Below are 23,272 nucleotides of genomic sequence, written 5' to 3'. Positions count from 1 at the left end.
CGACGCGCGGCGCGCGTGCCATCGCTGATGGCGCGAGTCGACCCTCAGCCGCAAGCGGCCGTCGACTCGCGCACGATCAGGCGCGGCTCGAACACCGAATGCTCGGCTTCCGCGTGGCCCGCGAGACCGTCGATCAGTTTCTGCATCGCCAGTTCGCCCATCTTCTCGCTTTGAATATCAACGGTAGTCAGCGCGGGCGCGGCGTACTCGCCATACGGCACGTTGTCGATGCCCGTCACGGAGACGTCGCGCGGCAGCTTGAAACCGAGCGAAGCCGCCTCTTTCATGAAGCCGAGTGCGATCAGATCGTTGTAGCAGATCACCGCCTGCGGCCGCTGCGGCCCGAGCATCACGCGCGAGCAGGCCTGCTCGCCAGCTTGCGCCGTGGGCGCATGCGCGTCGTGCACGTCGAGCGTGAGGCCGGCTTCGTCGAGACACTCGCGCGCGCCGCGAATGCGCTCGTCGTTGATGCGGGCCTGGCCAAAGCCGAGATACGCGATATGCCGATGCCCGAGGTTCAGCAGATGACGCGCGAGCATGTAAGTGGCAAGCCGGTTGTCGATACCGACGCTCGGAATCGGCAGACCCGGACTGCGCCGCAGCAGCACAAGCGGCTTGTTGAGTTCGAGCATCCACTGCGATTCTTCGTCGGGCATCCGCGAGTTGACGATCAGACCGTCGACTCGCTGCGCCAGCGCCTCGATCAGCGAACGCTCGCGCGCCTGGTTTTCTTCGGTGTCGACGAGCAGCAGCGTGTAGTCGTGCTGCAGCGCGACGCGGTTCGCGCCCTTCACGACGTTCGTGAAGTGCGGATTGCTGATGTCGAGGATCGCGAGCCCGATGGTGCGCGTGCGGCCCGTGATCATCGAGCGCGCAAGCGGGTTCGAGCGATAGCCGAGCCGCTCGATCGCTTCCTTGAGCCGCGCTTCGACGGCAGGAGAAAAACGCTGCGCGCCATTGATGTATTTGGAAACGGTCGCGACCGACACGCCCGCGTCGCCAGCGACATCGCGAATCGTTGGGGAAACTTTTTTCATCCGGAAGGTAACGTTTTCTTTTGCCGTAACCGAATTGTCGCAGAAAACGCCTCGAATGAAACCTGTTGGCTCGCCTCTTGCGGCTTGTTGAATCTGGCGATTGACGCACAACCGGCGTCGCCTTTATAGTTGGAAAACGTTTTCCTTATTTCAGGTTATTTTGAAGGATTAGCAATGAACGAGACATCTGCTGGGTCGCGCAAGCCATTCCGCCGCCTGCTGCTGACGGGCGCGGGCGGCAATCTGGGCCGTCAGCTGCGCGATGCGCTAGCCGGCTGGGCCGACATCGTGCGCGTGAGCGACATCGCCCCCATGAGCGCCGCGGCTGCGCACGAGGAAGCGAGCGTCGTCGATCTGGCGGACCGGGAGGCCGTGATGCGTATGGTCGAAGGCGTCGATGCGATCGTGCATCTGGGCGGCATTTCGATCGACGCACCGTTCGACGATCTGATCGAAGCGAACATCCGCGGCACGTACAACCTGTACGAAGCCGCGCGCAAACATGGCGTGAAGCGCGTCGTATTCGCCAGCTCGAATCACGCAATTGGCTTTCATCCCGTCACCGAAGTGCTCGACACCGACGCGCCGCAACGTCCCGACAGCCTTTACGGCGTGACGAAGTGCTTCGGCGAGTCGCTGTCGCGCTACTACTTCGACCGCTTCGGCATCGAGACCGTGTGCCTGCGCATCGGCTCGTCGTTCGAAGAACCGAAGAATCCGCGCATGCTCGTCACGTACCTGAGCTATCGCGACTTCATCGAACTGGTGCGCTGCTCGCTGTTCACGAACCGTGTCGGCCATGCCGTCGTCTATGGCGCGTCGGACAACCCCATCAAGTGGTGGGACAACACGAAGGCGAATTTTCTCGGCTTCCGTCCGCGCGATAGCTCCACCCAGTTCTCGGACCGCTTCCCCGTCACATCGCCGACGGCCGAATACGACGACCCGGCGCAACGCTTCCAGGGCGGTGCGTTCGTGCTCGGCGAACCGATGGAGCGCAGCGCTTAAGCAGACGCTTCGCGCCACATAGCGTGGCAAAAGCAGCAAAAACGCTCCACATCACGCGTGATGCAGCCCCATTGCCTGCATCGCGCGTCACGCCAGCGCATCCGCTGGCGAATTTTTTTTCGCACCCGCAATGCATTGCCGGCACTGTTTCGCAACGTGTACCATGTGACCTAGGGCAAAACCCTTGGAGATGATCATGGACAGGCATGCAGTACATTACCGGCGCCACGTCATCATCCCACTTGCGTCCGTGGGCACTCGTGGATACGCGGCCAGCGTGTTCGTCACCGGCCCGAACGGACGGCGTAAAGCCTTTGGCATCCTCGGCTACTTTTCTTCCGAGGAAGAGGCGATCGAGTACGCGACGTCGTGCGCAAAAGCCCGCATCGAAGGCAATCGGATGCCGGGCTTGCCGCGCAAGCTCAGTGCCGTCAGGCACTGGTTCCTGCGTCATGGCATGCGCCGCCAACAGGGACTGTACGCACCCAATCCCTGGGAATGATCAGACGTTAGTTGTGCAATCAACGCGCCGTCAGTAGCGCGCGTTCTCGACACGCAAACTAAACCGAAGCGTTCGATAATCGGAGAAGCTTCGACTCGCCGCGTTTCCTGCGCCTGGCGGTCATCGTCCCCTTTGGGGAGCACGATTCTCTGCTTATTGCTCGCCTGTCTCCACGTCAGGCGTGCCAATTGCTGGCATTTGTCTGATTTAAACCCGCGAGCGGTCGGTGATCGACGCTCGCGTCGATCGAACGACCGTCAGTATGATGACTACCCGAAAGATTTTGATGATTCTCGCCGGGCTCGTGCTCGGCGCGGCCTTGACCACGTACCTGATGCTGCTTCAGGCGGACCGCCGTGCAACGGCCGAAGCCAGGGCCGGCATGGATGAAACCGTGCGCCCTGCTGCCGTCGATTCGCGCGTGAGCGAAAGTCATATGACGGAAGGCAGTATCGACCAGTCGACGCCGTCGCGCGAGGTCACGAAGAGTGCCGCCGTCGCGCAGCAGCCCGTTGTTCCGGCTCCCGTTCCCGCTCCCGCTCCAGTTCCGGCAGCACCCGCGCCGGTGAAGCCCGCGCCCAGCGCTGCCGTCACGCAGAGCACCGAGCAGGCGAAGCCGGCGCCGTCGACGGCCGTTGCATCGGTCAACGTGCAGGACGCGGGCGCGCCGAAAGTGGTGCCAGCACCAGCGCCAGCGCCCCGTGCGCAACGCGGACGCGAAAGCCTCGACCGACGCGCAGCAGCGAATCAGGGCACGACGCCGGAAACGGACGAACTCGTCCGCGAATCGGCGAAGCTCGATCCTTCGTTGCCGCCTCCCACGTCGATGCCGACGCAGACGCCTCCCACGGCGAGCACGAACCCGCGCAGCGCGTCTCGCGGCGCGTATCAAACGGGGGCTGCGCAAACAGACCAGTTGGTGCGCGATTCGGCGAAGCCCGATCCTTCGCTGCCGCCGCCGGATATGTCGGCCGTTCGCGCTGCGACCGAACAGCAACAACAGGCGATGAAACCCGGCGCCGGTTCGAACCCCATCGCCGCCGCGGCGACGGATCAACTGGTCCGCGATTCCGCCAAGCTCGACCCCTCACTGCCGCCACCGAAATAACGCGGGTTATTCACGCAAAGCACAACAGCGCCGCTGCTCTCGCAGCGGCGCTGTTGCTTTTCACTTTCGTCCGATCAATACCGGCTTAGACAGGGAAGTCTGTGGACGCCGACAGCGTCTTCCAGGCTTCCGTTTCCGTTGTCACGTATTCGTTCTTCTCCGCGATCGCCTTCAGCGTATCGGTGCCAAGCGGAAGACGCAGCGGCGGCGTTTGCGCGTCGACGAGCGCGACGAGCGCGGTCGCCAGTTTCTGCGGATCGCCAGGCTGGTTGTGGTTCATGCCGACCGCGAAACGGCGGACGTTGCCCGACGTCTCATCGTAGTCGTCGATGATGTCCTTGCCGACGAGCAGCGACGACCCATCCAGGAAGTCCGTGCGAAAGTAGCCCGGCTCGACGACCGTCGCGTGAATGCCGAGCGGCTTCAACTCCGCATGCAGCGCTTCCGTGATGCCTTCGACAGCGAACTTCGTCGAGCAATACACGCCAAAACCCGCCCCCGAGCGATAACCGCCGATCGACGACATGTTGATCACATGCCCCGAGCGTTGCTTGCGCATGACGGGCAGCACGGCGCGCGTCACATTCAGCAGACCGAAGACGTTGGTGTCGTACATACGGCGCACGTCGGCGTCGCTCGATTCCTCGACAGCCGCCAGCAGGCCGAAGCCGGCATTGTTGATCAGCACGTCGATCCGGCCGAACTTCTCGACGGCGGCCTCGACGGCCGCTTGCGCCTGCGCTTCGCTGGTCACGTCGAGCGCGACGGGCAGCACGGCCGGCGACTCTCCGAGCCGCTCGACAATTGCGGCGGCATTGCGGCCCGCAGCAACGACGGCATTGCCGTCCGCCAGCGCCGCTTCCGCCATCAGCGCGCCCAGACCGCGCGAAGCGCCCGTGATGAACCAGACGCGCTTGAACTGTTGTTTCGTGACGTTGCTCATGATCGTGTTCCTACGTTCGTGGTGAGAGTGGAACGAAGAATAGGACGTCCGATTCGCATAAACTAGCCATCAATTGCTAGACTGATAATCAACTTTTATTTGCTAATCGGGAACAGCCGATGAACGAGGTCCGCGCCATTTCGATCTTTGTCCGCGCCGCTGCCGTCGGCAGCCTGCGCAAGGCCGCCGTCGATCAGGGCATCTCGCCTCAGGCGGCCAGTCACGCCGTGATGCAGCTGGAAAAGTCGCTCGGCGTGCGGCTGTTTCATCGGACCACGCGCAAGCTGAGCCTGACGGAGGAAGGACAGCGGCTGCTGCAAAGCGTCGAGCCGGCGCTCGCCACGCTGTCGTCAGCGATCGACGACGCGCGCCGCGCCAAAGACGAAGTCGCGGGCCCGCTGCGCGTGAGCGCGCCGATGGCGCTGGGGCGCGCGGTGCTATGGCCGTCCGTCCTCGAATTCGCCGCGCTCTATCCCGAGGTGCAACTGGACGTGCGCTTCGACGATCACTTCACCGACCTCGTCAGCGATCGTGCCGACGTCGGCTTTCGCGGCGGTTCGCCGCCTTCGGGCGGCACGATTGCGCGGCGGTTGCTGCCTATTCAGTTGATCGTGTGCGCGTCGCCGGCGTATATCGAGCGTCACGGCAAACCGTCGACGGTCGACGAACTCGACACGCATCGCTGCACGGGATACCTGCGCGCAAACACCGGCAAGCAGGCGCCGTGGGAATTTCTGATCGGCAATGAAATCGTCTATCGCGACGTGGCCGCGACGCTGTGCGCGAACGATATCGACGCGGAGACGGACGCGGTGCTGGCGGGTCTCGCAATCGGCCAGCTAGGCAGCTTCTCGGCCGTCTCGCATATTCGTAGCAAACGGCTCGTGCCCTTGCTGACACAGCACATGACGCAGCGCGAATCGATCTACATCTACTACCGGCATCGCACTGAACAGCCGCTGCGCGTGCGGACGTTCATCGACTTCATGATCGAGCGGCTCGCGGAGAACACATCCTTCTTTCTCGAACCTGCCGAACTGCGTGCCTGACGCGTGCAATAGCGCAAAGCAAAACAGACGCGCCCGTCCGCATGATGCGAACGGGCGCGCGTCGTTCAAACGGGAGCGACGTTATTCCGTCTTGTTACGCGGCTTCAGCTTGCCCTGATAACGCAGCGTCGGACGAACCGTTTCTGCCTGCGGCGTCACCAGTAACTGACGGCGTGCCATCGCGCTGACGGGCGGCGTGATCGAGCCGATCGTCGTCGCGCGTGAAGGGTCGGCCAGGCCCGAATTCACGAGCATCTTCGCTTCCATCTGCAGGTTGGTCAGCAAAACGGGATCGGTCAACGCGCTGCTCTGCGCGAGCAGTTGGCTCCATGCGTTGTCGCCGTAGTTCGTCACGTAGTAATCGAGCCCGCTCGGGTCCGCGACGACGGCCGAACAACCGTTGACCCGCACCTGCATCTGCGCGTCCTTCAGCGCAACCGTCTTGCGCCGCGCGAGACCTTCACCGTAAGCGAGCGTCAACGGCACCGTCCATTGAATGCCCGGATACAGATTCTGGTTCGGATACGGCGACTGCCTGAGCGTAACGACCGTCTGATTGCTCGTCAGATCGCACTGCGTATCGAGCGATACCAGCGGCACGCCCGTTTGCCGCACGAAGCTGTCGCCGATGGCGACCATCGGCTCGCCGCTCACCTTCGCAAGCTCGTCCCACAGACGCTTGGGCGTCGAGTTGCCGAGTGAGTAGTCGGCCAGATACGACTGCAGACCCCTGCGCATCACGCCATCGCCGAGATAGTTCTCGAGCATCTTCAGCACGATGCCGCCTTTGTCGTACGTGAACGGGCTGGCGCTCAACACGAAATCATTCGATGCCCAGTCGTTGAAGTTCGGCTGCACCGGGAACGACGTATTTCGCAGGTCGCGCGACATCACCGCGTACTTGGTCTTCACCTCGTCGACCCAGCTGAAACGATCGGGGAAGAACAGAATCTTCGTCTTGTTCTCGAAATACGTCGCGAACGATTCGTTCATCCACACGTCGTCCCACCAGTCGAGCGTCACGAGATCGCCGAACCACTGGTGCGCAGCCTCGTGCGTCAACACCGTCACGCCGTAGTCGGACATCGGCGTGCCGGGCGGCGGAAGAATGTCGTCGGCGAATTCGAGAATGGCGCCCCAGTTCTCCATCCCGCCGAAGTTCAGGTCCTTCTGCTCCTTGAACGCATCGTTCGCGGCGATCGTGTCGAACTTCGTCAGCGGCAACGGGATGCCCGTATAGCGGTAGTAGTAGTCGAGCGCCTGCTTGGTCTGCTGCATCGCGGGCACGGCCCAGTCGCGCATCCCCGGCGGCGTGAAGATCCGCAAATGCAGATTCTTGCCGTCCTTCAGCGGGCTCGTGAAGTCGTCTTCGAGTGTATCGAACATACCGCCGCCGAAGAACAGCAGGTATTGCGGCATCGGCGGGGTCTTGTCGAACGTGACGCGCTTGTAGCCGCTATCCACATTGACGGACGGCTTCTCCGCCGCATTCGACACGACGCGCCAGTTCTGCGGCACTTCCGCCGACACCTCATACGTCATGCGGAATGCCGGCTCGTCCCAGCCCGGGAACCATTGGCGCGCGAGGTTGGTTTCGCCTTGCGTGAGGATCGCGCCGCTCGTCGTGCCGTCCGTCGACTTCAGATCGACGCGGAACACGCCTTCCGCCGCGGAGCAGCCGGGATACGGATCGTCGCCGCAACTGCCGCCTGTTTTCGTGGCGGGGTCGTCGTAGGTCTTGAAGTTGATGATGCCCGACCACTCCATATGCAGCGAGTAGTTGCCGGGATGAATCTGACCGCTGACGGGGCGCAGCTGGTAGAAGTCGCCGTCGTCCTGCGGCGTCGCGATCAGCTGGATGTTGCCCGGCTGCAGCGTCGTCTTGCCGTTGACGAACTTGATGCGATGCCCGGCAATGACGATCTGATTGATGTTCTTCGTGACCTGGATCTCGACATCGGCGCGGCCGTCGAACGCGTTCAGATCCGGGTTAGGCCGGAACCACAGCTTGTAGTTGATCGGCTTCACGGTGTCGGGCAACTCGACGGGCGGCACCGACTTGTTGATCGACGTATCGGCGACGATAGGCGAGTCCGGCGCCGCGAGCGCAGGCTGTGACGCCGGTGCCGTCGCGCCCACCTGGGCGGACTTGCTCGAAGCCAGACCTCCATCGTCTCCACCACCACATGCACTCAATACCAGTATCGCAGCCAGCAACAGGCACTGCGCCTTTAACCGAAAATATGGTCGCATGGTTCGTCCTATCGGATAAAGCAGTTCTGGAAATGTATGGTTATGCGTCTCTTTTTATTATTAAAAATCGCGAAAAAGGTCTCCCCCACGCGCTTCAAGGCGAATGAAAGAATCGCAATAAACAGACGAAAACAAGCCTCAGCCCAATTCGCTGATATTTACATTTATAAAACGTGAACTAGAGAAAAAATTACGGCACGACAGCGACGCGTGGCGGACGCCACGCGCACAGACTCGAAGGGCTGACCACGCGCGCGATAATAATTTGATGCGCCCGTTGTGAATGACTATCAGCTTACGATGGACGGTAGATTAGTTGGGCAAACGTCAGCGTGTCAACTTTCATTACAAAATATTTCTCGAATATTTCTACTATGCATGATGAGTAAAATCGATTTGGAACGAATTCTCGCATTGGCATTTATTTCGCATAAACTGACATAAGGGTTTTCCATAAAAGACATAAATCGATTCTCGCTTTATTTCCCGAATCGGCTAATTCGGCGAATAGCATTAAAAATATGCATTCCAACGAATAACATGTCCGTCAATTGATCAGGAATGCCATTCGAATGGCAATACGCACTGATGATTCGGAGCGCCGTTTGCGAATGGTTCGCATGCTATATCGCGCATCAACCCGTGGTCGAGATCGCCACGCGCCGCGTGACGGGCGTCGAGGCACTGATACGCTGGACGCATCCGAAATGGGGACCCGTGAGCCCCAGTGCGTTCATGACGGAAGTGGAAAGCAGCAGCCTGCTGGCGAGCGTCACCCGCTTTGCGCCGCAACGCGCGACAGAGGACATTGCGCAAACGACGGACATCCGCCCATTGCGCATCGCCGTCAACATCGCGCCAATGGATCTGGAGCGCAAGGGCTTCGTCGCGGACGTTCTAGCCGCAAACGACAAACTGCCCGACGACATCACGCTCGTGCTCGAAGTGACCGAACGCTTTCTGCTGCAGAAGCATCCTCGCACCGAGGCGATCTTCAACAGCCTGAAGGCGCATGGCGTTCAATTCGCCATCGACGATTTCGGCACGCAGCACAGCAACCTCGATCTGCTCGGCCGCTTTCCGTTCGACTACGTGAAAATCGATGGCCAGTTCGTGCGGCAAGTCGACCGGCAAGGCCGCGAACTGATACGCGCGATTGCCGCCGTGTCGAAACACTATGGGATGGAGGTCGTTGCCGAAGGCGTCGAAACGGAATCGCAGCACGAGGCGCTGCGCAGCCTGGGCATCCCGTTCGGTCAAGGCTATTTCTACCAGCGCCCCGAGCCCATCTCGCAACTCTTCGTGACTACCAGCACTAACCCTCTCAAGACGAAAACACGCGTCACGCCTTGAGCATGTCAGGCGTGACACGTGCGCTTCGCGCTCAAAGGCCGAGGTCGCTCAAGCCTGGGTGACCGTCGGGACGACGGCCCAGGGGCCAATGAAACTTGCGCTCAGACTCCTTGATCGGCATGTCGTTGATGCACGCAAAGCGGCGTTGCATCAGACCGTCTTCGCCGAACTCCCAGTTCTCGTTGCCATACGAACGGAACCAGTTGCCCGCATCGTCGCGCCATTCATACGCGTAGCGCACCGCGATGCGATTGCCGCCGAACGCCCACAACTCCTTGATCAGCCGATACTCGAATTCCTTGCGCCACTTGCGCTCCAGAAATGCCTGCGCCTCGGCGCGGTTGTTTGCGAACTCCGCGCGGTTACGCCACTTCGTATCGAGCGAATAGGCAAGCGCGACCTTCGCCGCATCGCGCGAGTTCCAGCCGTCTTCCGCGAGGCGCACTTTCTCTTTGGCCGTTTCCAGCGTGAACGGAGGAAGCGGCGGACGAATTTCCTGTTGTTGCGTAGACATGTCGACTCTCCTTTTACGAGGTCTGTTGCCGTGCTTTGGTTCGTGCGGGACGGAGGAAATCAGAAAGGCTTGGTCGGCAGATACTTGCCGTTGAGCGTGATGATGGCTCGCTCGCCGCCTTCGGGGTCCGGCACCTTCTGAATATCGAGCTTGAAGTTGATCGCGCTGATGATGCCGTCGCCGAACTGCTCGTGAACCAGCGCCTTCAACGTCGTGCCATACACCTGCACCATTTCGTAGAAGCGGTAGATGGTCGGATCGGTCGGCACGCCTCCGGGAATGCTGCCACGCACGGGGATGGTCTGCAGCAGACGGACCGCGTCGTCGTCGAGTCCGAGACGTTCGGCAACCAGCTTCGCCGCCTTCTCCGGCAGTGCGTGCTGGCCGAGCAGCGCGGCCGTCGTGTACGCGACGCTCAGGCCCGTGCCTTCGTTGATCGCTTCGAACGTCAGGTTCTTGCGCGTCTTCGCGTCGATGATGATTTCGGTCAGGGCTTCGCGTGCGTGCGGGGTGGTTTGCGATTGGGTCATGGTGTTGCTCCTTGAATGAGTGAGGCTGGGAATAACGACGAGGCGAAAATCAAAACGCTGCGACGCATTCCTCACGCGTCGCGTTGACATCCGGATGCTCGGCCAGCGAAACGAACTGACGTGTCGTGCTGTCGAGCGCATCGATGGAACCGGATTCGATGTCATAGACCCAGCCATGCAGTTTCAGGCGGCCCTGCGCGAGTGCCAGCGCCACGGACGGATGGGTCTTGAGATTGTTGAGTTGCGCGATCACGTTCTCACGCACCATCGAATCGACGCGTTCGCGCTCGTCTGCATGATCGCGCGATTCGTTGACGAGCTTCGCCGAATCGGCGTAGCGCAACCAGTTTGCGACGGCGGGCATGTGATCGAGGCACTTGCACGTCGCAACGGCCGTCATCGCGCCGCAATCCGAATGGCCACAGATCACAACGTCGGTAACGCCCAGCGCGGCCACCGCATACTCGACCGTGGCCGACACGCCGCCAGGCTCCGGCCCGAACGAAGGCACGATGTTGCCGGCATTGCGGATCACGAACAGGTCGCCCGGTTCGCGCTGCGTGACCAGTTCGGGCACCATCCGGCTGTCCGAACACGAGATGAACAACGTTCGCGGCGTCTGGCTGGTGGCCAGCTTGCGGAACAACTCTTTGCGCGCCGGAAAGACGTCGCGCTGAAACTTCAGAAAACCGTCGATGATCTCTTGCATGATTCGCTCCATTCAGTCGCTCAGTGCGTTGGGTTGCGTTGCGCTGCGTTGAACAAAGAATGGACGCGATCAATCATAGTGTCCAAGACCGGTTTATGATTGTGGCTATAGGCGACACCAATAGTTACCCGACAGGGGCAGACATGCTGCTACGTCATATCCGCTATTTTCTGGCCGTCGCGGAGCACCGCAATTTCACGCGCGCCGCCGAGGCGCTGCATGTTTCGCAGCCCACGCTGTCGCAACAGATCAGGCAACTGGAAGACACGCTGCGCACGCAGCTGCTCGACCGCTCGGGTCGAACCGTGCAACTGACGGATGCGGGCGTGGCATGGATGCGCTACGCCAAGCTCGCGCTACAGGACCTCGATGCAGGCGTGAGGGCCATCCACGATGTCGGCGAACTGAGCCGCGGCAATCTGCGTCTTGCCGTCACGCCGACGTTCACGGCGTATCTGGTGGGGCCTGTCATTGATCGCTTCTATGCGTCGCATCCCGGCATCGCGATCGAGATTCAGGAAATGACACAGGACCAGATCGAAGCCCAACTCGCCGACGACAAGCTCGATGCCGGCATCGCGTTCGAGCCGGTGTACGCGGCGGAAATCGAAAGCCAGCCGCTGTTTCAGGAGACGCTGAGCCTCGTGGTCGGCGGCGGCCATGCGCGGGCGTCGCGCCGCAAGCCGCTTTCCGCGCAGGATTTTGCGAAGGAACCGCTGGTGCTGCTGAACAAGGCATTCGCGACGCGCCGCTATATCGACGAATACAGCGCGCGGTATCGCGTTCGCCCGCAGGTTGCCATCGAGGTGAATTCGATCAGCGCGATCGTCGAGATCGTGCGTCACGGCCAGCTTGCGACCGTGCTGCCCGACGGCATCGCGCGCGAGCATGCCGAACTGCGGCCCGTGCCGCTCGATCCGCCGCTGCCCGCGCGCACGGCCGCACTGCTGCAGCGTAGGGACGCGTATCGCACGGCGGCGAGCAAGGCTTTCGTGCAGGTGTTGATGGAAAGTATCAAGCGCTGAAAACGCCGGATAAAACAAACGCTACGTGTCGATCTCTTCGCCCTGCGCATCGCGCGCAGCGATCTTCAACTGGCGAAGCTTGTGATACAGCGTCTTCTTCGGCATGCCGAGCGCCTCGCTCGCTTCCGCGACGTTGCCGTGGTGACGCCGCAGCATGTCCTCGATCAGCATGCGCTCGAAGTATGCAAGCTGATCGGCGAGCGTGCCGCCCTTGACTGTTGTGCTGCCGGCTTCCGCCAGCAGACTGTCGCCCGTGAGACCGAGCACGAAGCGGTCCGCGACGTTCTGCAACTCGCGCACGTTGCCGGGCCACGCGTGCGTCATCAGTTCCGACACCTGCGAAGCCGACACGACGGGCGCCGGTTGTCCGAAGCGGCGCGCGGCCGCCAATGCGAAATGCTCGAACAGCAGCGGCACGTCTTCGCGGCGCTCGCGCAACGGCGGCAGTTCGATCTGCGCGACGTTCAGCCGGTACAACAGGTCCGAGCGAAAGCGCCCGTCGGCTGAAAGCGCCGTCAGATCGGCCTTGGACGCGGCGATCACCCGGCAATCGACGGAGATCGACTCGTTCGCGCCGAGCCGCTCCAGCGTGCGTTCCTGCAGCACGCGCAGCATCTTGATCTGCAGCGCGACCGGCATGGTTTCGATTTCGTCGAGAAACAGCGTGCCGCCGTGCGCCCATTCGATCTTGCCGACACGCTTCTTGATCGCGCCCGTGAACGCACCCGCTTCGTGCCCAAACAGCTCGCTTTCGAAAATCTGTTCCGGCAGGCCGCCGCAGTTCAGCGCGACGAAGTGCTTGTCACGCCGTCCGCCAAAGTCGTGCAGGCTGCGCGCGATCAGTTCCTTACCTGTGCCCGTTTCGCCCGTAATCAGCACCGAGACCGACGTGTCGGCGAGCCGCAGAATCTTCTTGCGCACTTCGGCAATAGCGGGCGACTTGCCGAGCACCAGCGCCTCGATGCCTTGCCAGTTGTCGAGCGCCGCCCGCAAGCCCTGCACTTCGAGCGTGAGGCGCCGCTTCTCGACCGCGCGCGCGACGCGCCCCGCAATATGGTCGGACGAAAAAGGCTTCTCGATGAAGTCGTACGCGCCGACCTGCATCGCGCCCACGGCCGTCGAGATATCGGCATGCCCGCTGATCAGCACGACGGGAATCTGCGAGTCGATCGCCATCACCTTGTCGAGCAGCTGCAATCCGTCGATGCCCGGCATCCGAACATCCGACACGATCACGAGCGGCGCACCCGGCGCGACGTCGGCCAGCGCCTGCGCCGCCGATGCAAACGCGCTGACAGGAAATCCCGCCAACGCCACAGCCTGCTCGACGCCGAAGCGAACGTTCTCATCGTCCTCGACGACGAGCACGCGAATGTCATCTCCCATGAACCACCCTCTGCGACGTTGCCGCCGCGAATTCGATAGTGAATTGTGCGCCGCCGTCCGCGCCGCTGTCTGCAAGATTCGCAGCGGAAATCTTCGCCCCGAAACCTTCGACGATACGCGACGAGATGGCGAGCCCGAGGCCGAGGCCTTGCCCGCGCGGCTTGGTCGTCACGAACGGCTCGAACAGATGCGCGAGCACGTCGGGCGCGATGCCGGGGCCGCTGTCCGCGATCGTGAACAGCACGCGCTCGCGCGCGTCGGGATCGGCGGCGGCAATCGTGATGACACGTCTTGGTTCGTTGCGCACGGCGTCGAGCGCGTTGCCCAGCAGATTGACGATCACCTGCTGCAACTGGCTCGATTCCGCCCACACCGTCGTGCCCGCCGGAATCTTCACGTCGAGCTGCACGCCTTCGTCGCGGATGCGCGCTTCGTAGATCAGCCGCGCGTGCGCGACCGCTTCGCTCAGCGACACCGCCACCCGCTCGACATCCGGCTTGCGCGCGAAGGTTTTCAACTCGCCCGTCAGCACGGCCATGCTGTCGACGAGTTTCGCCACGCGCTCCAGATTCGCCACCGCCTGCGCCGGCTGATTGCGCTCGAAGAACGTGCGCGCGTTGTCGCACAACGTGCGAATCGCGACGAGCGGCTGGTTCAGCTCGTGCGTGAGGCCCGCGGCCATCTGCCCGAGCACGGCGAGCTTGCCCGCATGCACGACTTCCTGCTGCGAGTCGCGCAGACGCTGTTCGGTCCGCTTGCGCTCGACGATCTCCTGCTTCATCCGTTCATTGGTTTCCACGAGCGCGGCCGTGCGTTGCGCGACGGTCATTTCCAGCCGGTCGTTCGCGAGGCGCAATGCGTCCTGTGCCTTGAGCTTTTCGGCAATGGTGCGGCGCCGCTGGGTCGCGTACAGCGCATACAACCCGGCGATCAGAAACGCGCCCGTCACGAACGCGAGCGCAATCTGCTGCTGACGCCGCGCGGCGGCAACGTCGAGCAACACCGTGATCGAGTCGCCCGCTTGCGGCGCGCTCCGCGACATCACGAGAAACTGCGTGGTCCGGCCCGCGCGCCGCCAGTCGGGAAAGCGTCCAAGCCACGCCGTGCCGTCCCAGTCGGCGACCCGCCGATAAAGCAGCGCGTCGACGTTGCGGCCCGCGTATTGACGCGAAGCCTGAATATCGCGCTGCTGCTGCGCGGTGATCGGCCGGAACGCGGTGAACTTCCACGCGGGCACCGTCGAGATGACGATCACGCCGTTGCTGTCGATCACCATCGCTGCTTCGCCGGGCGTGCGCCATGCCGCTTCGAGCGCATCGACGCTCACCTTCACGGCCGCCGCGCCGATCGGCTTGCCTGCGTCGCGCACGGCGCTCGAGAAGTACAGGCCCGGCATGCCCGTGTTCGTGCCGATGCCGAAGAAGCGCCCCGCGCCGTGCGCGAGCGCATCCTTGAAGTACGGCCGATAGGAAACGTTGGTGCCGACGAAGCTGAACGACTGGTTCCAGTTGCTCGCGGCGATCACCGAGCCTTGCAGGTCGATCACGTCGACGGCGAGACTGCCCGCGTCGTCGCTGACGGCTTCGAGATACGTGTTGACTTCGTGCAGCAGTTCGGGCGAAGCACTCGAACCAGCGCGCAGCAGCGCGCGCACGCTGTCCTGCCGCGCGACGATGGCGGGCATCATCTCGAAGCGGCCCAGCTCGCTTTTCAGGCCGGCGGCGTACAGGTCCAGCCGATGAGCGCCGACTTGCGCGAGCGCATCGATCGCGCGGTCCCACGCGAATTCGACGGCCGCGGCCGCCGCGCCGAGATACAGCGCGCCAGCAGCGGCCCATGCCCACAATGGTATGCCTCTTATTCTCACGCGCACATTCAACCTCATCGATGCCCGACGCCGGATGCCGGCTTGCGCTGGACTCACGCACGGCACCTTATACGAAAACGGGCGGCGCAAGCTGATCGCGCCGCCCGCCGCCGCGCCGCATCGGGCGCGGACGCGTCAGCCGAAATGCGCGAGCAGGATCAACGTCAGCGTCACCACGATCGCGCCGCCGATACGCGTGGCGATCTGCGCGAACGGCATCAGCGTCATGCGGTTCGCCGCCGTCAGGATCGCGACGTCGCCCGTGCCGCCCTGGCCGCTGTGGCAGGCGTTCACGATCGCGGTGTCGATAGGGTACATCTTCAGGAAGCGCCCAACCACAAAGCCCGTGCCCATCAGCGTCGCGACCGTCACGACGATGGTCACGATATTGGCGAACGTGAACGCGGCGATCAGCTTGTCCCACGGCGTCATCGCCACACCAATTGCGAACAGCAGCGGATACGTGACGGCCGTCGAGAAGAACTTGTAGACGACGAACGCGCCTTCCTGCAACTGCGGCGACACCGCGCGCGCGAGCTTCACCAGCACCGCGAGGAACAGCATCGCGACGGGCGCGGGCAGACCGAACAGATTGCGGCACATCAGGCCGAGCAGGTAGAGCGTGATCGCGGTGATGCCGGCCGCCGCGATATGCGTGACGTCGATATGGCCGCTGATTTCTTCCTTCACCGGGTCCATTTCGTCCTTCTCGCCGACCTGCAGACGCCCGTTGCCCGTCAGATGCGGAAGACGCTTGCCGAGCATGTCGAGTGCGCCGGCCAGCACGATCGCCGTCAGGCTGCCGAGCATCACGGGCGGCAGCACCTGGGCGAACAGTTCGCCCTGCGGCAGATGCATGATTTCCGAATAACCGATGGACAGCGGAATCGCACCCTCGCCGACGCCGCCCGCCATGATGGGCACGACGATATACAGCAGCGTATGGCGCACGCCGAGTCCGAACATCGCGCCGACCGCCGTGCCGACGATGGCCGCCGCGATCGAACCGATCGCCAGCGGCACGAAGATCTTGATGAAGCCCTGAATCAGCACGCGCCGGTCCATGCTCAAAATGCTGCCGACGATGATCGACGCAATGAACAGGTACAGGAAGTTCGTCTGCTTGGTGAACTCCGTCGTCAGGTTGAGGACGGGTTTCGGCAGCAGGTGGTAGTACGTGAGCGCGGACGGCACGAAGGTCGCGCAGATCGCGGCCGCGCCGATGTTGCGCAGGATGGGCAGACGCTTGCCCAGTTCGGCACAGGTGAAGCCGAAGAACGCCAGCACGGCGATCGCCATCGAAATTTCGCCAGGCACCTTGCCCGTCACGGCGAAGCCCGTGATCAGCGCAAGCAGGATGAAGTAGACGGGCAGCGGAATGATGCCGATCCGGTATTCCATCAGCTTCCACCAGCCTTCCGGCCAGAAGCGTGTTTTGGCAGCGGGTTGCTGCGCGGGCGCCGGCTGCGAAGGGCCGTGGGCGTGAGAAGTGGTCTGCAAAGCATGTCTCCTTGATCTCGATGCGCGGGTGGCATCGCTTGTCTATGGCCGTGGCCAGTGGACGCCTATACCGCAAGGCCCATGCCAGTTTTTTCGCCAAGGAGAAAATCTTTAACTGATTGATTTTTAAATGTTTTTTCGACTCGCAAAATGACCGCAGACGGCGCCGTTCTGAGGCTTCAGAATCGGCACGGATGCCCAGGCTGAGAGTTCAGCCATTCGCTAGAATCGCGGCATCGCTCGATTGGGGAAAACCATGCAGGACACATGGCAGTTCCAGATCCGGATCACCGTTTCGGACGAACGGGCTGGCGCGTTGCGCGCCGATCCGGCTGCGCAGTCGTACGCGCCGCTGCATGACGTGTTGAAACGGCATCGTGCGGAATTGAAATGCCAGTTCGACGCATTCGCCGATTACGTCAAGGAAGCCGAGGAGATCGGGACGGCTGCATACCCGCTCTATGAGTGGACGCGGCAGACCATCGAAAACCCGGAGAAAAAAGCGAAATACCTGCGCTCCTTCACCGTGTATGTGGAAGACGAGCAGATCTATGCGAAGGAGACAGCCGACTCGCTCGAAGCGGCGCTCTCGTCGCTGGCGCTGGACCGCGATTCGGGTATCGAGCGCGTGTTCAAGTACGACACGAATCCCGCCCACAACCCGCAGCCGCCGCAATCGGGCGGCACGGCGCAATAGCCGGTCCGCCGCATCCATCGTCTGAAGGACGCCAGCGAACCAGCCACCGCGGCGCGTACATCAAACCAGCGCGATCTCGACGTCGATATTGCCGCGCGTTGCCTTCGAATACGGGCACGTCTGGTGTGCCGCATCGACGATCTTCTGCGCCACATCAGCACTGACGCCCGGCAGGCTCACGTTCAGACGCGCCTGCAGGAAGTAGCCGCCCTCGCCCGTGCCGAGGTCGACTTCGGCGTTCACGTGGGTATCGGCGGGCAGCGTCAGTTTCAGATCGCGCGCCGCCAGTCCCATTGCGCCGATGAAACACGCCGACCAGCCTGCCGCGAACAGTTGCTCGGGGTTCGTGCCCTTGCCGCTCGACCCCGGCGGCGAAAGCTGGATATCCAGACGCCCGTCCGAGCTGCGCGCCGCGCCTTCGCGGCCGCCCGTGGTTTGCGTCTTGCCGGTGTACAGGACGTTGTCGATTCTTGCCACGATGGTCTCTCCTCTGCTCGCGAATTAGTGATGCTTGAAGGTGGACACGCCGAACTCGCTCGAAATGGTGCGGTGACCCGACTGAACGGTCTGGGTCGCAACGCCGCCCATGTCGTCGTTGGCGGCTGCGTTACGCCCTGCGTCAGCGACGATGGCGCTCGGGCCTTGCTGCGACACAGGCGCGCCTTGCAGCGGGTTGTAATGCGGCACCGGGCCGTAGCCGCTCGCGAAGGCCGAAGTGGACGCTGCGACGCCAAGGGCAAACCAGACTGCAACTTTGAAGAACTTGTTCATGTTGAACTCCGCTAGGTGGAGGCACCCGCCTGAGGGCGCCAAAATTTTGAAAATTCCGCGGATCACGCCTCGTCGACGTCACCCAACTCTTTTAACCGCACACGATTGCATCGCGTACGACGCATTCTAGGCCCAAAATTTTTCCTGTCAAGCACGATTTAATCGTGTGCGATGTATTTGTCGAAAAAAAAGCCGGAAATCCGGCTTGGCGACGCGCCAGGCAAAGCGCGTCAACGGGCGCGGCACGCGCCGCCGCGCCCCGCCAGGCGTTGCTCAGTCCTGCTCGCTCACCGCCTTGATCAGGTTGTTGCGCAGCGTGACGACGGACTTCTGCATCTTGGAGAACTCGTCGGGCGTGAGGCCGCAAGCCTCCACCAGATCCATGCCGAACGCCTTTTCGCGCAGCTTCCGGCCGGCCTTGGTCAGGCTGACGCGCACCTGGCGCTCGTCTTCCGGATCGCGCTGGCGCTCCAGATAGCCCATCCCTTCGAGCTTCTTCAGAATCGGCGTGAGCGTGTTCGATTCGAGAAACAGTTTTTCACCGAGACTGCTGACGGTCTGATGGTCCTCTTCCCACAACGCAATCACGGTGATGTATTGCGTGTACGTGAGTCCCAGTTCTTCGAGAATCGGCTTGTAAGCCTTGCCGAATGCCAGGTTCGCCGAGTAAACGGCAAAGCACAGGAAGTCGGCCAGCTTCGGGTTCGTGTCTTCTGCCTTGGCGGTGGTCTTCATTTGCGTCCTCGTTAGCACGAGACGGATGTCTCTACAAGAACGCATTATACATCGTGTGCGATTTAATCGGAAATGCTTGACATGACGCAAAGGTTGCGGGCAGGCGCCCGCCCGCTTCAGTACACGTCCCGCACGTAGCGCCGGTCCTTCGTCATCGCACCGACGTATTCTTCCGCGCGCTCCGCGCTGAGCCCGCCGTGCTGCGCAACCACTTCCTTCAACGCGGCATCGACGTCCTTCGCCATCCGGCTCGCGTCGCCGCACACGTAGAAGTGCGCGCCCTCTTCGAGCCACGCCCACAGTTGCGCGCCCTGCTCGCGCATCCGGTCCTGCACATAGACCTTGTCGGCCTGATCGCGCGAGAACGCCAGATCGAGCCGCGTCAGCAGTCCGCTTTGCTGCATGCTTTCGAGTTCGTCGCGATAGTAGAAGTCCGTTGCCGCATGCTGCTCGCCGAAGAAGAGCCAGTTGCGCCCTGTTGCGCCGCGCGCGCTGCGCTCGTGCAGGAAGCCGCGAAACGGCGCGACGCCCGTGCCAGGCCCGACCATGATCATCGGCGTGTCGCCACTGCGCGGCGGACGGAAATGCGCGGACTTCTGCACGAAGACAGGCACGCTGACATCGTGCGCGCGATCCGCGAGAAACGTCGACGACACGCCTTTGCGGTTGCGCCTGCCGTTGTTGTAGCGCACGGCGGCCACCGTCAGATGGACCTCGCCCGCATGCGCCTTCGGGCTCGATGCGATCGAATAAAGCCGCGGCTGCAGACGCTTGAGCACACCGAGCAACTCGCTGGCCGACAGATCGGCGGGAAACTCGTGCAGCACGTCGGCAAGCTGCTGGCCCCACAGCCATTGCTTCAGATCGGCTTTGCGCTCGTCGGCAAGCAACTTCGCCAGCGCATCGTTGCGGCTGCGCGATGCGATCAGTTGCAGCGCTTCCACGCTCGGCCGCGCGATTTCATAGTGCCGCGCCAGTGCTTCGGCGATCCGCATGTCGCCGACACCCGTGACATGCACCGACGCATCCGCCTTCACGCCCGACAGATCGATCAGCTCGTCGACGAGTGCAGGGCAGTTTTTCGGCCACACGCCCAACGCATCGCCCGCTTCGTATTCGAGGTTCGAATCGCCGATCGCCAGCGAGAAGTAGCGCGTGTCCTTCGAGCCATTGCGATTCAGGCGCAGATTGTCGACGAGCCGCGACTGGGCGGGACTCGTCTTCGACGGCGTCGCGCCCGGCAGCACGGCGGGAATCACGCCTTGCGCGGGTACTTCATACAGCAATGCGTCGTCGGCCTTGATCTTCGCGATCACGGCTTCGAGCCACCTGTCGGCGGCCGGCTGAAAATCCGTGTCGCAATCGACGCGCATATGCAGCCGCTTCGCGCCCAGTTCGGCGAAGCGATCGTCGAGCTTGCGGCCGTGGCCGCAGAACTGGTCGTAGCTGGGATCGCCGAACGCGAGCACCGCGTATTGCTGATCGACGAGGCGCGGCGCGCTGTCGGCCTGCAATGCGTTCCAGAAGCTCTGCCCGTTGTCGGGTGCGTCGCCGTCGCCGAACGTGCTCGTCATCAGCAGCACGTACTTGCTCTGCGCGAGCGCGCCAATCGGCATGTCCGCCATGCACGACATGCGGATCTCGAAGCCGGACTCCATCAGTTGCGTCGCGTATTGCTCCGTCAACGATTCGATGTTGCCCGTCTGCGATGCCCACAGCAGCGCGACCTTGGGCCGCGCGTGCGCGATACGCACGGCAGGTCCGCCGACCGCTGCGGGTTGCGTCACGGAGGTCAGAGCCGTGGCGGATTCCGGCGCGCGGCTGAACAGACCCGCGAGCATGCCGTCGAACCATAGCCGCGTAGTCGCGGGCAGCGGCGCGGTGGCAGGCAACACGGGCACGCCGCCCGCGTCACCCGGCGACGAGCGCAAGCCGCTGATAAAGCCCGCCATGTAGAGCCGCGCTGCGTCGTCCAGCGTCGGCGCGGGCGTGTCGGTGATGCCGAGCATGGCGGCGAGAGCGTCGATACGGGACATATCCAGTTCCTGTGGCTGACTCGACATCGCGACAGACGTTTCGTTCGCGACGGCGGGTGCTTCTTCAGTGTCGTGTGGCAGGGCTTCGACGACATCGGCTTCAACGCGCGCCAACGCCACCGCGCAGAACTTCAGCTCGGGCTGCTGCGAGATCGCGTCGATTGCGTCGCTCGTCACCGCGTTGATGCACAGGTCGTCGCCATAGACGTCGTTCCAGTGCATCGGCGCAAAGCAGTTGCCGGGACGCACGCGCTCGGTGACCACGGCGGGCAGCACCGCGCGTCCACGCCGCGAGCGAACCTCGACGCGGTCCTTGTCGCGCACGCCAAGCGACGCGGCATCTTCCGGATGCAGTTCGACGAAGGGCGCTGGGTTCAGCCGGTTGAGCATCGGCACCTTGCCTGTCTTCGTCATCGTGTGCCATTGATGTTGCAGGCGGCCCGTGTTCAGGACGATGGGGAATTCCGCGCCAGGCATCTCGGCGGGATCGACATGCGGGCGCGCGAAGAACATCGCCTTGCCGCTCGCGGTCGGAAACACGAGCTTGGGGTGCGTGCCGTCGGGCAGCACTTTCAGCGTCTGGCTCACGCCGTCGTTGAGATAGCGCAGCGGGTTGCGGTCGGATGCGGCGTCGGGCGCGCACGGCCATTGCAGCGACGTCTCGCGCAGGCGCGCATGGCTCGCGCCGCGCAGGTCGTAGCCTGTTTTCGGATTCGACACGCGCACGATTTCATCGAACACCTCGGCCGCCGACGCATACGTGAACGCATCCGCGAAGCCCATCTCGCACGCGACGCGCGCAATGATCTGCCAGTCGGCGAGTGCGGCGCCGGGCGGATCGATGGCCTTCTGCATCAGCGTCATGTTGCGCTCGGAGTTGATCATCACGCCTTCCGCCTCGGCCCACAGCGCGCCGGGCAGCAATACGTCGGCGTAGCGGTTGGTCTCCGTGTCGAGGAACGCGTCCTGCGCGATGACCAGTTCAGCGGCCTGCAATCCGGCAATCACGTTCTGCCGGTTTGCGACGCTCGCCACCGGGTTCGTGCAGATGATCCAGCATGCCTTGATGTCGCCCGCCGCCATGCGCGAGAACATGTCGACGGTGCCGCTGCCGAGCTTCGTCTTGAGCGTGCCGCGCGGCACTTGCCACAGGTCTTCGATGAACGCGCGGTCTTCTTCGACCAGCACCGAGCGCTGGCCCGGCAGGCCCGGACCCATGTAACCCATCTCACGTCCGCCCATCGCATTCGGCTGACCCGTCAGCGAGAACGGGCCGCTGCCGGGGCGGCAGATCTTGCCCGTCGCCAGATGCAGATTGCAGATCGCGTTCGTGTTCCAGGTGCCGTGCGTGCTCTGGTTCAGGCCCATCGTCCAGCAGCTGATCCACTCGGGCGCGTCGCCGATCCATTGCGCGGCCTGGCGGATGTCGGCTTCGGGAATGCCCGTGAGCGCGGCGACTTTCTCCGGCGTGTAGTCGTCGAGGAACGCGGGCATCGTGTCCCAGCCTTCCGTGAACTCGCCGATGAAGCGCGCGTCGGTACGGCCGCTCTTATGCAGCAGATGCAAGAGTCCATTGAGCAGCGCGAGATCGGTGCCCGGCTTGATCTGCATGAACAGATTCGCCTTGTCCGCCGTGGTGTTACGGCGCGGATCGACGACGATCAGCTTCGCGCCCGCTTTCACGCGATCCATCATGCGCAGAAAGAGGATCGGGTGGCAGTCGGCCATGTTCGCGCCGATCACGAAGAACAGATTGGCCTTGTCGAAATCCTGATACGAGCCGGGCGGGCCGTCCGCGCCCAGCGACAGCTTGTAGCCGCTGCCCGCGCTCGCCATGCACAGCCGCGAGTTCGACTCGATGTTGTTGGTGCCGATAAAGCCCTTCGCGAGCTTGTTCACGAGGTACTGCGCCTCGATCGACATCTGCCCGACACATAAAACGACAGCGCATCGGGACCATGCTCGTCGAGAATCGCGCGCAGACGGCGGGCAGTGTCGGGAATCGCGAGATCGGCGGAAACGGGAATCGGGTCGGCGTCGCGCGTGCGCCGCTCGAATGCGCTTTCGAGGCGGCCCGACTTGCGCAGCGCGACGTGCGCCGACTGACCTTTCGTGCAGAGGCGGCCGTAGTTGGTCGGATGATCCTTGTCGCCGGAAATCTTGACGACCTGCCCTTCCTCGACGTGCAGCACCATGCCGCAACCGACGCCGCAGTAAGGACAAACCGTCTTGATGTTCTCGCACGCCAT

The 23,272-nt window shown here is 62.9% G+C and carries 19 protein-coding genes and 1 pseudogene; 7 read left to right on the top strand and 13 right to left on the bottom strand.

Annotated elements, in window-relative coordinates; all coding sequences use genetic code 11:
* Positions 1-44 precede the first annotated feature (44 nt).
* Positions 45-1,037: a LacI family DNA-binding transcriptional regulator gene (locus H1204_RS39600; RefSeq protein ID WP_243468877.1), complete on the bottom strand. Its 993-nt coding sequence runs from the start codon at positions 1,035-1,037 to the stop codon at positions 45-47.
* A gap of 174 nt (positions 1,038-1,211) precedes the next feature.
* On the opposite strand from H1204_RS39600, the gene H1204_RS39595 reads away from it, so the two are divergent.
* The 3 genes from H1204_RS39595 to H1204_RS39585 all read left to right on the top strand — a co-directional run bounded on the left by H1204_RS39595 (position 1,212) and on the right by H1204_RS39585 (position 3,655).
* The gene (locus H1204_RS39595; protein WP_180734087.1) at positions 1,212-2,045 is read left to right on the top strand and encodes an NAD(P)-dependent oxidoreductase; all 834 of its coding nucleotides are present in this window, start codon (positions 1,212-1,214) and stop codon (positions 2,043-2,045) included.
* 196 nt (positions 2,046-2,241) lie between these two features.
* Complete coding sequence (locus H1204_RS39590) at positions 2,242-2,547, top strand: hypothetical protein (RefSeq protein ID WP_131242190.1); 306 nt, start codon at positions 2,242-2,244, stop codon at positions 2,545-2,547.
* A gap of 262 nt (positions 2,548-2,809) precedes the next feature.
* A complete protein-coding gene (locus tag H1204_RS39585; RefSeq protein WP_243468876.1) occupies positions 2,810-3,655 on the top strand; it encodes a hypothetical protein in 846 nt (281 codons plus the stop codon).
* A gap of 85 nt (positions 3,656-3,740) precedes the next feature.
* On the opposite strand, the gene H1204_RS39580 is transcribed toward H1204_RS39585, so the two are convergent.
* Positions 3,741-4,598, bottom strand: coding sequence for an oxidoreductase (locus H1204_RS39580; protein WP_180734085.1), 858 nt, complete (start codon positions 4,596-4,598; stop codon positions 3,741-3,743).
* Between the two features lie 119 nt (positions 4,599-4,717).
* Here H1204_RS39580 and H1204_RS39575 point away from each other — a divergent pair, with 119 nt between their 5' ends.
* Positions 4,718-5,647 (top strand): LysR family transcriptional regulator, encoded by a 930-nt coding sequence (locus H1204_RS39575; protein ID WP_180734084.1) that lies wholly within the window; start codon positions 4,718-4,720, stop codon positions 5,645-5,647.
* Positions 5,648-5,728: 81 nt separating this feature from the next.
* On the opposite strand, the gene H1204_RS39570 is transcribed toward H1204_RS39575, so the two are convergent.
* Complete coding sequence (locus tag H1204_RS39570) at positions 5,729-7,900, bottom strand: M1 family metallopeptidase (protein WP_180734083.1); 2,172 nt, start codon at positions 7,898-7,900, stop codon at positions 5,729-5,731.
* A 561-nt stretch (positions 7,901-8,461) separates the two neighbouring features.
* Here H1204_RS39570 and H1204_RS39565 point away from each other — a divergent pair.
* Positions 8,462-9,253, top strand: coding sequence for an EAL domain-containing protein (locus H1204_RS39565; RefSeq protein ID WP_243468875.1), 792 nt, complete (start codon positions 8,462-8,464; stop codon positions 9,251-9,253).
* A 31-nt stretch (positions 9,254-9,284) separates the two neighbouring features.
* On the opposite strand, the gene H1204_RS39560 is transcribed toward H1204_RS39565, so the two are convergent.
* Genes H1204_RS39560 through H1204_RS39550 form a run of 3 tightly spaced genes read right to left on the bottom strand, consistent with a single transcriptional unit; the run spans position 9,285 to position 11,006 of the window.
* Entirely contained in the window at positions 9,285-9,767 is a 483-nt protein-coding gene (locus tag H1204_RS39560; protein WP_180734082.1) for a DUF1348 family protein, read from the bottom strand.
* A gap of 59 nt (positions 9,768-9,826) precedes the next feature.
* The gene (cynS, locus tag H1204_RS39555) at positions 9,827-10,297 is read right to left on the bottom strand and encodes a cyanase (protein WP_091781544.1); all 471 of its coding nucleotides are present in this window, start codon (positions 10,295-10,297) and stop codon (positions 9,827-9,829) included.
* Between the two features lie 49 nt (positions 10,298-10,346).
* Positions 10,347-11,006, bottom strand: a complete 660-nt coding sequence (locus H1204_RS39550) for a carbonic anhydrase (RefSeq protein ID WP_180734081.1) — start codon at positions 11,004-11,006, stop codon at positions 10,347-10,349.
* Between the two features lie 143 nt (positions 11,007-11,149).
* On the opposite strand from H1204_RS39550, the gene cynR reads away from it, so the two are divergent.
* Positions 11,150-12,031 carry a transcriptional regulator CynR gene (gene cynR, locus H1204_RS39545; RefSeq protein ID WP_180734080.1) on the top strand — a complete coding sequence of 294 codons (882 nt, stop codon included), beginning with the start codon at positions 11,150-11,152 and terminating at the stop codon, positions 12,029-12,031.
* Between the two features lie 21 nt (positions 12,032-12,052).
* Here cynR and H1204_RS39540 read toward each other — a convergent pair whose 3' ends face one another.
* The 3 genes from H1204_RS39540 to H1204_RS39530 form a co-directional block, all read right to left on the bottom strand.
* Positions 12,053-13,417 carry a sigma-54 dependent transcriptional regulator gene (locus H1204_RS39540; protein ID WP_180734079.1) on the bottom strand — a complete coding sequence of 455 codons (1,365 nt, stop codon included), beginning with the start codon at positions 13,415-13,417 and terminating at the stop codon, positions 12,053-12,055.
* On the bottom strand, positions 13,407-15,302 hold the full coding sequence (locus H1204_RS39535; RefSeq protein ID WP_180735198.1) for an ATP-binding protein: 1,896 nt from the start codon (positions 15,300-15,302) through the stop codon (positions 13,407-13,409). Before H1204_RS39535 ends, H1204_RS39540 begins: the two co-directional genes overlap by 11 nt.
* 117 nt (positions 15,303-15,419) lie before the next feature.
* Positions 15,420-16,784, bottom strand: a complete 1,365-nt coding sequence (locus H1204_RS39530; RefSeq protein ID WP_180734078.1) for a 2-hydroxycarboxylate transporter family protein — start codon at positions 16,782-16,784, stop codon at positions 15,420-15,422.
* 256 nt (positions 16,785-17,040) lie between these two features.
* On the opposite strand from H1204_RS39530, the gene H1204_RS39525 reads away from it, so the two are divergent.
* Entirely contained in the window at positions 17,041-17,481 is a 441-nt protein-coding gene (locus tag H1204_RS39525; RefSeq protein WP_180734077.1) for a hypothetical protein, read from the top strand.
* Positions 17,482-17,541: 60 nt separating this feature from the next.
* Here H1204_RS39525 and H1204_RS39520 read toward each other — a convergent pair whose 3' ends face one another.
* The 4 genes and pseudogenes from H1204_RS39520 to H1204_RS39505 all read right to left on the bottom strand — a co-directional run bounded on the left by H1204_RS39520 (position 17,542) and on the right by H1204_RS39505 (position 23,272).
* The gene (locus tag H1204_RS39520) at positions 17,542-17,958 is read right to left on the bottom strand and encodes an organic hydroperoxide resistance protein (protein ID WP_180734076.1); all 417 of its coding nucleotides are present in this window, start codon (positions 17,956-17,958) and stop codon (positions 17,542-17,544) included.
* A 24-nt stretch (positions 17,959-17,982) separates the two neighbouring features.
* Positions 17,983-18,252, bottom strand: coding sequence for a hypothetical protein (locus tag H1204_RS39515; protein WP_180734075.1), 270 nt, complete (start codon positions 18,250-18,252; stop codon positions 17,983-17,985).
* Between the two features lie 273 nt (positions 18,253-18,525).
* Positions 18,526-18,987, bottom strand: a complete 462-nt coding sequence (locus H1204_RS39510) for a MarR family transcriptional regulator (RefSeq protein ID WP_131241794.1) — start codon at positions 18,985-18,987, stop codon at positions 18,526-18,528.
* Positions 18,988-19,103: 116 nt separating this feature from the next.
* Positions 19,104-23,272 (bottom strand): annotated as a pseudogene (locus H1204_RS39505) (sulfite reductase subunit alpha).

The organism is Paraburkholderia sp. PGU19 (assembly GCF_013426915.1).
GTDB lineage: Bacteria > Pseudomonadota > Gammaproteobacteria > Burkholderiales > Burkholderiaceae > Paraburkholderia.
Note: the sequence above shows the minus strand (reverse complement) of the source record. Positions and strands in the feature narration are given on the sequence as shown.